Annotated in this window: 10 protein-coding genes; 5 read left to right on the top strand and 5 right to left on the bottom strand. The window is 36.4% G+C overall.

Annotated elements, in window-relative coordinates; all coding sequences use genetic code 11:
- The first annotated feature begins 283 nt into the window (after positions 1–283).
- Both BAQ44_RS28305 and BAQ44_RS28300 read left to right on the top strand, forming a co-directional pair.
- Positions 284–964 (top strand): MgtC/SapB family protein, encoded by a 681-nt coding sequence (locus BAQ44_RS28305; RefSeq protein WP_063260549.1) that lies wholly within the window; start codon positions 284–286, stop codon positions 962–964.
- 92 nt (positions 965–1,056) lie between these two features.
- Positions 1,057–2,052: a potassium channel family protein gene (locus BAQ44_RS28300; protein WP_071725026.1), complete on the top strand. Its 996-nt coding sequence runs from the start codon at positions 1,057–1,059 to the stop codon at positions 2,050–2,052.
- On the opposite strand, the gene BAQ44_RS28295 is transcribed toward BAQ44_RS28300, so the two are convergent.
- Positions 2,039–2,452, bottom strand: coding sequence for a YugN-like family protein (locus tag BAQ44_RS28295; RefSeq protein ID WP_071725024.1), 414 nt, complete (start codon positions 2,450–2,452; stop codon positions 2,039–2,041). The genes BAQ44_RS28300 and BAQ44_RS28295 overlap by 14 nt on opposite strands.
- A 107-nt stretch (positions 2,453–2,559) precedes the next feature.
- Positions 2,560–3,912 carry a glucose-6-phosphate isomerase gene (locus BAQ44_RS28290; protein ID WP_061680266.1) on the bottom strand — a complete coding sequence of 451 codons (1,353 nt, stop codon included), beginning with the start codon at positions 3,910–3,912 and terminating at the stop codon, positions 2,560–2,562.
- Between the two features lie 274 nt (positions 3,913–4,186).
- On the opposite strand from BAQ44_RS28290, the gene BAQ44_RS28280 reads away from it, so the two are divergent.
- Positions 4,187–4,420 (top strand): DUF378 domain-containing protein, encoded by a 234-nt coding sequence (locus tag BAQ44_RS28280; protein WP_048542215.1) that lies wholly within the window; start codon positions 4,187–4,189, stop codon positions 4,418–4,420.
- Between the two features lie 112 nt (positions 4,421–4,532).
- On the opposite strand, the gene yugI is transcribed toward BAQ44_RS28280, so the two are convergent.
- The 3 genes from yugI to BAQ44_RS28265 all read right to left on the bottom strand — a co-directional run bounded on the left by yugI (position 4,533) and on the right by BAQ44_RS28265 (position 6,814).
- Positions 4,533–4,877, bottom strand: coding sequence for a S1 domain-containing post-transcriptional regulator GSP13 (yugI, locus tag BAQ44_RS28275; RefSeq protein ID WP_000003765.1), 345 nt, complete (start codon positions 4,875–4,877; stop codon positions 4,533–4,535).
- A 252-nt stretch (positions 4,878–5,129) separates the two neighbouring features.
- Entirely contained in the window at positions 5,130–6,320 is a 1,191-nt protein-coding gene (locus tag BAQ44_RS28270; RefSeq protein WP_063260548.1) for an aminotransferase, read from the bottom strand.
- Positions 6,317–6,814 (bottom strand): Lrp/AsnC family transcriptional regulator, encoded by a 498-nt coding sequence (locus BAQ44_RS28265; protein WP_061680264.1) that lies wholly within the window; start codon positions 6,812–6,814, stop codon positions 6,317–6,319. The genes BAQ44_RS28270 and BAQ44_RS28265 overlap by 4 nt, the downstream gene beginning before the upstream one ends.
- A 118-nt stretch (positions 6,815–6,932) precedes the next feature.
- On the opposite strand from BAQ44_RS28265, the gene BAQ44_RS28260 reads away from it, so the two are divergent.
- Both BAQ44_RS28260 and BAQ44_RS28255 read left to right on the top strand, forming a co-directional pair.
- A complete protein-coding gene (locus BAQ44_RS28260; protein ID WP_071725019.1) occupies positions 6,933–7,925 on the top strand; it encodes a 2-hydroxyacid dehydrogenase in 993 nt (330 codons plus the stop codon).
- Between the two features lie 109 nt (positions 7,926–8,034).
- Entirely contained in the window at positions 8,035–8,874 is an 840-nt protein-coding gene (locus BAQ44_RS28255; RefSeq protein ID WP_071725018.1) for an alpha/beta fold hydrolase, read from the top strand.

Raw genomic sequence — 8,874 nt, 5'->3', positions numbered from 1 at the left:
CGATGTCAACTAAGTTTTTCAATTTCTTTTTTGTCGTTTTCTGCGTTTCCGCATCAGCGACGGTTATTAATATATCATGGTGAAAAATGAAATGCAACACCTTTTATAAACTTTTTTTAAATTAACTACATTTCTTTTTTAATATCATATACTTAAACGAAATATCTCTTTCATTTCTAAGGGATTCCTACATATATTCTATATAAAGTCACTCTACCCAAAAACATTTCTTTCTATAATAAATGTTTTATTCATATACCATATCATACAAGGAGGAATACATATGGACTATACCGATTTATTAATCAAACTAGGTCTCTCGGCTATTTTAGGATTCGCCATCGGTTTAGAGCGCGAATTAAAACGGAAACCACTTGGTTTAAAAACTTGTTTAGTTATTTCTATCATTAGTTGCCTCCTGACGATTGTTTCTATTAAAGCGGCTTACAATTTACCACATACTGATCATATGAATATGGATCCACTTCGACTTGCCGCGCAAATTGTATCAGGGATTGGTTTTTTAGGTGCTGGTGTTATTTTACGAAGAGGAAACGATAGTATTGCAGGGCTAACGACTGCTGCTATGATCTGGGGTGCTTCCGGTATTGGTATTGCTGTTGGAGCCGGATTCTATATCGAAGCGATTTTTGGAATGTGTTTCCTTATGATTAGTGTCGAACTTATACCATTAACAATGAAATTTGTAGGACCAAGATCATTTCGTCAACGTGATATCGCAGTAAAACTTGTTGTGCGAAATATGGACAATATCCCAATTGTAATTGAAGAAATAAAAGAAATGGATATAAAAGTTAAGAATATGAAGCTCAAAACATTAGAGAACGGCTCGCACTATTTGCATTTGAAATTATGTATCGATCAAAAAAGACATACTGCTGATGTTTACTACGCCCTCCAGCATCTTGAAAGTGTTCAACAAACTGAAGTGGAAAGTATGTAATGTAAAAAACTCTCTTTTCAATTAGAGAGTTTTTCTTTTTTCTATAATGGTAACAATGAATGTAGTCCTGCAAAGTAAGGAGGAATAAGAGTTTGAAATCCCGTCCAAATTTAGTAGATACATTTCGTGATTCCATTATTTTTCGTTTAATTTGCTTTATTGTTGTACTTACTGCTTTTTCCGGATTTCTTATACATAGATTAGAACCATCGCACTTCACCACATGGTTTGATGGAATTTGGTGGTCAATCGTTACTATCTTCACCGTTGGCTATGGTGACTTTGCCCCACATACACTAATAGGCAAACTTATCGGTATGGGTATTATTTTATTAGGAACCGGGTTTTGTTCTTATTATATGGTTTTGTTCGCTACTGAAATGATTAGTAAACAATATATGAAGATTAAAGGAGAAGAAGCTGCAACTTCTAACGGACATATGATTATTGTAGGATGGAACGAACGGGCAAAGCATGTTGTCAAACAAATGCATGTTTTACAACCGAATCTTGATATCGTTTTAATTGATGAAACACTTTCTTTACTTCCAAAACCATTTCATCATTTAGAATTTATAAAGGGGTGCCCCCATCACGATCAAACTTTATTAAAAGCTAATATTACAACAGCACACACTATATTAATAACAGCTGATAAAGAAAAAAATGAAAGCTTAGCAGATACACAGTCCATTTTAAATATTTTAACTGCAAAAGGACTCAATCCAAACATTCATTGCATCGCTGAACTTCTTACTTCTGAACAAATACAAAATGCAACAAGAGCTGGTGTATCAGAAATTATAGAAGGAAATAAATTAACGAGCTATGTACTTACCGCTTCTCTTTTATTCCCTTCCATTTCAGGTGTACTATTCTCACTTTACGATGAAATCTCTGATAATAAATTACAACTGATGGAGCTTTCTCCTTCCTGCACAGGACAAACTTTCGCAAATTGCAGCTATACTCTTTTAAAGCAAAACATTCTATTACTAGGTATAAAGCGCGACGAACAATATATGATTAATCCAGTCCATTCCTTTATTCTCATTGAAAGCGACATACTCATTGTTATTCACCATTAATAAAATGACGCTCTAGTTCTTGTATGAGCACTTTCCCAATATTGATATATTTTCTTTTCACATCTCCATCTGGATCTTTCGGCTCAGCAAATTGATCCATTCCACTCGTTCCGGCTGCTAAAGTATTTACATGATCATCTAGTTCGTCTTGATATACGTGAGAAAGAATATACGGTGTTTCAAGACGGACGATTACGCCCGGCACATCTAATTCGCCATTCACTGCTGTAAATGGCACTCGTAAAAATTGATAACCATCTTCTTCATCGATTTTATAATCGAAGCACCCTTTATCGTAATCCCAATTGCCACCAATGTTATACCCAAGCGGCTTCATTATCTCTTCTAACTTATATAACGCATATGTACGTCCTTCTAAATTGGATTGAAGCGGAATCAAGCCCATCCCTCCTAGACTTTTTCTTTAGCATACCCACTCTAGTTTGAATATACCGATGGACTTTTCAATTAAATAATAAAAAGCGACCGGAATCCGGTCGCTTTTTATTATTTTAAACGCTCTTCTAATTCTGCTTTTAACTCTTCAAATCCTGGTTTACCAAGTAAAGCAAACATGTTTTTCTTGTATGCTTCTACTCCTGGTTGATCAAATGGATTTACGCCTAATAAGTAGCCGCTCATCGCACATGCTTTTTCGAAGAAGTATACAAGGTAACCGAATGTGTACTCATTTAATTCAGGGATATTTACGATTAAGTTTGGTACTCCACCATCGCTATGTGCAAGTAATGTACCTTCGTATGCTTTTGTGTTTACGAAGTCTACAGTTTCACCAGCAAGGTAGTTTAATCCATCTAAATCGTTTTCTTCTGATTCGATTGTTAGTTCATGCGTAGATTTACCTACTTTCAGAACTGTTTCGAATAAGTCACGACGACCTTCTTGAACGTATTGACCTAATGAGTGTAAGTCAGTTGAGAAGTTTGCTGAAGATGGGAAAATACCTTTTTGATCTTTTCCTTCACTTTCACCAAATAACTGTTTCCACCACTCAGAGAAGTATTGAAGTGCTGGCTCATAGTTAACAAGCATTTCAATTGTTTTTCCTTTATTGTATAAAGCGTTACGAACTGCTGCATATTGGTAAGCTGGGTTTTCTTCTAGCTCTGATGCACCGAAGTCACCATGACCAGCAGCTGCACCTTTCATCATCTCTTCAATATTTAAGCCACTTACTGCGATTGGTAATAAACCAACTGGCGTTAATACAGAGAAACGTCCTCCAACATCATCTGGAATAACGAATGTTTCGTAACCTTCGTTATCAGCTAATGTTTTTAATGCACCACGTGCTTTATCTGTCGTTGCATAAATACGTTTGCGAGCCTCTTCTTGTCCATACTTTTCTTCTAATAACTTACGGAAAATACGGAATGCTAGTGCCGGCTCTGTTGTTGTACCTGATTTGGAAATAACGTTAATAGAGAAGTCTTTACCTTCTAATACGTCCATTAAATCTTTCATGTAAGTGGAGCTAATGTTTTGTCCAACAAATAGCACTTGTGGAGTTTTACGTTGTTCTTTAGATAGCGTGTTGTAGAAAGAATGATTTAACATCTCGATTGCTGCACGTGCTCCTAGGTAAGAACCACCGATACCTACAACAAGTAAAATGTCAGAGTCATTTTTAATTTTTTCTGCGCATTTTTGAATGCGAGCAAATTCTTCTTTGTCATATTGAAGCGGAAGGTCTACCCACCCAAGGAAATCGTTCCCAGCTCCAGTTTTTTCGTGGATTGCGTGATGTGTTACTTTCACTGCATCACGTAAATAAGTGATTTCATGTTCACCGATGAAGGATAACGCTTTAGAATAGTCGAACGTTACATGTGTACTCATCTTTTTCCCTCCAATAATGTATATGTATTTCTGTATTCACTTTAGCGAAACTGAAGTTGTAAATCAAGCGATTCAACAATTGTAAACGTAACCAATATATATTTTTTAGAAAAAGTTCATTTTTTGCATAAAAATTCGCATTTTTCGGTATAGATGTATATACATCCTTTTTCTTATATTTTTTATGTATAAAAACAACATAACTACCCCATTCTATAAAAGAGTTAATTAACTCATCGCTTGCTCATGCTTCACAATTAAGGGGGGCTTTTTCATGAGTACTCTGCAACGTATCGCATTAGTCTTTACTGTAATTGGTGCTGTAAACTGGGGACTAATCGGGTTCTTCCAGTTTGACTTAGTGGCAGCCATTTTCGGTGGACAAAACTCAGCTCTTTCACGTATTATTTACGGCATCGTCGGTATTTCTGGGCTTATCAATCTTGGTTTACTCTTTAAACCATCAGAAAATCTTGGTACTCACCCAGAAACGAACGAAATCCACTAGTCAGTATGTCTTTATTTCACCTCCGACATACGAATATGATTGCATGCAATCATATTTGCAAATATATATCATAAGACAAAGTAAAAGAGGAACGCTCATATGCGCTCCTCTTTTACTTTGTTAACTCGGACTCTTCAATCCATTCTGTTAGCTTTTCTCGCAGCGTATTAAATCCGTTCTCAGATGGATTCGGTATAAGAATCCGTCCTTGCTTTCTTTTCGCCGCTTTTAACGATAAACTCATTTTTCTGTGTTCTTCATCAATTGAAAGTACTTTTACTTCTACTGTATCGCCGACTTTTAAAAAGTCATGAATATCCTTTACATATCCATTTGTAATTTCAGATATATGCACAAGCCCTTGTGTTTCTGCATCTAATGCTACAAATGCACCGTAATCTTGAATCCCAGTCACTTTCCCTGTTACAACCACTCCTGTTGTATATTGTTCTGACATATGAAACACTCCCATACGTTTACCATTTTCTCTACAATTGTAGATAGCAAAGCAGATGATTTATTGTTAAATATCCGATTAGTTAGTACATACCCTAAGTAAAGCGACTCAGGATACGCATACCTTATATTAGTAAATTATACCACTATGACAGAACTCATTCAAAATTAACGAAAAATTTCCTGTAGTACGTATAATTCTCCAATATTGGGATAGAATACTAACACATGGCTTTCTAGTATTCCCCCCCTTTTATGGACAAAACGTATTACGTTTTGTCCTTTTTTTATTTTCTATAAACCGTTCCATTCTCTTCATTGCTTCCATTAGTTGTTCAAGCGATGTTGCATACGAGCAACGAATAAATCCTTCACCACTTTCGCCAAATACACTTCCAGGTACAACGGCCACTTTTTCTTCTAATAATAACTGTTCTGCAAATTCCGCTGAAGATAATCCAGTTGAAGAAATGGAAGGAAAGACATAAAACGCTCCGCCCGGTACATGGCATGTTAATCCCATTTCATTGAATGATGTCGTCATAAAATTACGTCGTTTCTTATAACTATCTCTCATTCGAATTACTTCATCATTCCCCGCGCGTAACGCTTCGAGTGCTGCGAACTGAGACATCGTCGGTGCACACATCATGGAATATTGGTGGATTTTGAGCATTAATTCTGAAAAATGAACAGGAGCTGCAATCATACCGAGGCGCCATCCTGTCATCGCAAATCCTTTTGAAAATCCTGAAATTAAAATCGTATGCTCACGCATATTTTTAATACTCGCGAAACTTGTATATACTTCGTCGTATACAAGCTCTGCATAAATTTCATCAGATAATACGATTAAATTGTATTTTTCAACGATCACTGCTATTTCTTCAAGCTCGGATTTATTTAACATCGCACCTGTTGGGTTATTTGGTGAACAAAGTAAAATTGCCTTTGTTTTCGCTGTAATAGCTGCTTCAATTTGTTCTGGTTGTACTTTAAACTCATTTTCTAAAGTAGTCGCCACAGGAACCGGAACTCCTCCAGCTAATGTCACAAGCGGTGCATAAGAAACAAAACTTGGTTCAATAATGAGTACTTCATCATCAGGATTTATAATGGCACGCATCGCTACATCTAACGCCTGACTCGCTCCAACTGTAACAATGATTTCATCATTTGGATCATAAGATACTGCAAATTGTTTTTTTAGATACTTTGCTATTTCTTGACGGAGCTCCAATAATCCTGCATTTGCTGTATAGGACGTATATCCTTGTTCTAAAGAACGGATACATGCTTGCCTTACATTCCAAGGTGTAACAAAGTCAGGCTCTCCTACTCCAAGAGAAATAACACCTTTCATATTCGCTGCTAAATCGAAAAACTTTCGAATACCTGATGGTTGTAAAGATTCTGCTGCTCTAGATAGTTCAAATTGCTTCATGGTGTCACCACAATCCGCTTATCATCATCGTTTTTTTCATAAATAATTCCCTCATGTTTATACTTCTTCAAAATGAAATGTGTTGTTGTAGAAACGACAGATTCAATTGTTGCTAATTTCTCAGAAACAAACATCGCTACTTCTCCCATTGTCTTTCCTTCTAATGTAATAGAAAGATCATATGTCCCTGACATTAAATACACAGATTTCACTTCTGAATAACGATAAATTTGTTCAGCAACCGCATCGAACCCAACGCCGCGCTTTGGCGTAACTTTCACATCGATCATCGCCGTTAAACCTGTATGTTCTTTCACCTTCGTCCAATCGATATGTGTTACATAATCCACGATAATCTTTTCCGCTTCTAATTTCTCCACCATTTTCTTTACTTCTTCTACTTCTATATTTAACAGCTTCGCTAATGTATCTACAGTTAATCGACTACTTTTTTCAAGACAAGCTAATAATTCTAATTCCTTTTCTGTCACCATATAAATCATCCTTCCTTTTCCTTTGTGTCTAAATTATACAAATACCCTTTCCAGTTTGAAAAGAAGATTTTTTTAGTGAATTATGTCAAAATAAAGTGAAACTTTAATCAGCGGAAAAATGCGTGATAAAGCGAAAGGGGATGGAACCGTGAAACCAAAAATTTATATTGCCGAACCAGTTCCAACATTTGTAGAAAAATATTTATCAGAACACTGTGATTATGATAAATGGGAGCAAAATGAGAAAGTACCTCGCGATGTTCTATTGGAGAAAATACAAGATAAAGATGGTTTATTAAATTTTGGATCTGCTATTAATGAAGAATTATTAGATGTAGCTCCTAACTTAAAAGTAGTAAGCAACATTTCTGTCGGTTACGATAATTTTGATTTAGAAGCGATGGAAAAGCATAATGTCATCGGAACGAATACACCATACGTACTAGATGATACAGTAGCTGATCTCGTTTTCGCTCTTATGCTATCTGCTGGTCGCCGCGTCTGCGAACTCGACTCTTACGTAAAAAATGGCGAATGGAATGCCGAAATTGGAAAAGAGCACTTCGGGCTGGATGTACACCATAGTACAATCGGTATTATCGGGATGGGACGAATTGGTGAAGCCGTTGCAAAACGAGCGAAATTCGGATTTGATATGAATGTTCTTTATTATAATCGTCGCCGTAAAGAAGAAGCAGAGCAAAAATTCGATGCTACATATTGTGATTTACAGACGCTACTAAAACAATCTGACTTTATTGTCCTTCTTACTCCACTAACAGATGAAACGTATCATCTTATTGGAGAAAAGGAATTTTCATTAATGAAAGAAACAGCAATCTTCATTAATGCTTCTCGCGGAAAAACAGTAGATGAAGAAGCGTTAATCCATGCGTTAACCGAAAAGAAAATCTTTGCAGCAGGCATCGATACGTTTACACAAGAGCCGATTCAAAAAGATAATCCGCTCTTATCATTACAAAACGTTGTGACTTTACCGCACATCGGATCTGCAACATTAAAAACTAGGCAGCAAATGGCTATGACAGCCGCTGAAAATTTAGTTGCAGGGTTACAAGGAAAAACACCGCCTAATATTGTTCGCGGATAATACTGAATAAGCGAAAGGCAAGATGACATCGTCATCTTGCCTTTTTTTGTTAACATATTTTCTTCTTCCTTGGAGATGATATGAACAAAAATCAATGGAGTGACAAAAAATGAATCACGAATATACTTGTCCTTATTTCACTTTTTCCACTCGCGGCACTACTATTCATTACGAATTGTATGAACATGACAATAAAACGGAACGTCCTACTTTCGTACTCGTTCACGGCTTTTTATCTTCCTCATTCAGTTACCGCCGCCTCATTCCTTTATTATCGAAAGCAGGAACAGTACTGGCTCTTGATTTGCCACCATTCGGAAAAAGCGATAAGTCTCATCTGTTTAAGTATTCTTATCACAATTTGGCAACGGTTATTATCGATTTAATTGAACATTTATCTCTCCCAAATATTGTGTTAGTTGGGCATTCTATGGGTGGACAAATTTCCCTTTATGTAAACCGTATACGCCCTGAATTAATCTCAAAGACGATTTTACTATGTAGCTCTAGCTATTTAGCACGCGCAACCTTACCTTTACTGTACTCTTCTTACTTACCGTTCTTTCATTTATACGTAAAGAACTGGATTATTCGGCGCGGCATCGTTCATAACTTAATGAATGTCGTTCATGATCACTCATTAATTGACGATGAAATGAAGGAAGGCTACTCTGCTCCTTTTTATGACAATCGTATATTCCCCGCTTTAACTCGTATGATACGAGATCGTGAAGGTGACTTATCTTCAGCTGAATTACAAAAAATCGAAACACCTACACTACTCATTTGGGGTGAAAAAGATCGCGTCGTCCCTGTACATGTAGGTCATCGACTACACAAAGATTTACCGAATTCAAAATTTATTTCTTACGAAAACACAGGGCATTTACTCCCTGAAGAAAAACCTGAAAACGTTTATGAAGAAATCATCGCTTTTTCTGCGCAATAA

The sequence above is a fragment of the Bacillus mobilis genome (assembly GCF_001884045.1).
Taxonomy (GTDB): Bacteria; Bacillota; Bacilli; order Bacillales; family Bacillaceae_G; genus Bacillus_A; species Bacillus_A mobilis.
Note: the sequence above shows the minus strand (reverse complement) of the source record. Positions and strands in the feature narration are given on the sequence as shown.

Excerpts from the sequence above, each read along its gene's own strand:
- BAQ44_RS28305 (WP_063260549.1), top strand. The coding sequence starts at position 284 with ATGGACTATACCGATTTATTAATCAAACTAGGTCTCTCGGCTATTTTA.
- BAQ44_RS28290 (WP_061680266.1), bottom strand. The coding sequence starts at position 3,912 with ATGAGTACACATGTAACGTTCGACTATTCTAAAGCGTTATCCTTCATC.
- BAQ44_RS28280 (WP_048542215.1), top strand. The coding sequence starts at position 4,187 with ATGAGTACTCTGCAACGTATCGCATTAGTCTTTACTGTAATTGGTGCT.
- yugI (WP_000003765.1), bottom strand. The coding sequence starts at position 4,877 with ATGTCAGAACAATATACAACAGGAGTGGTTGTAACAGGGAAAGTGACT.
- BAQ44_RS28270 (WP_063260548.1), bottom strand. The coding sequence starts at position 6,320 with ATGAAGCAATTTGAACTATCTAGAGCAGCAGAATCTTTACAACCATCA.
- BAQ44_RS28265 (WP_061680264.1), bottom strand. The coding sequence starts at position 6,814 with ATGGTGACAGAAAAGGAATTAGAATTATTAGCTTGTCTTGAAAAAAGT.
- BAQ44_RS28260 (WP_071725019.1), top strand. The coding sequence starts at position 6,933 with ATGCGTGATAAAGCGAAAGGGGATGGAACCGTGAAACCAAAAATTTAT.
- BAQ44_RS28255 (WP_071725018.1), top strand. The coding sequence starts at position 8,035 with ATGAATCACGAATATACTTGTCCTTATTTCACTTTTTCCACTCGCGGC.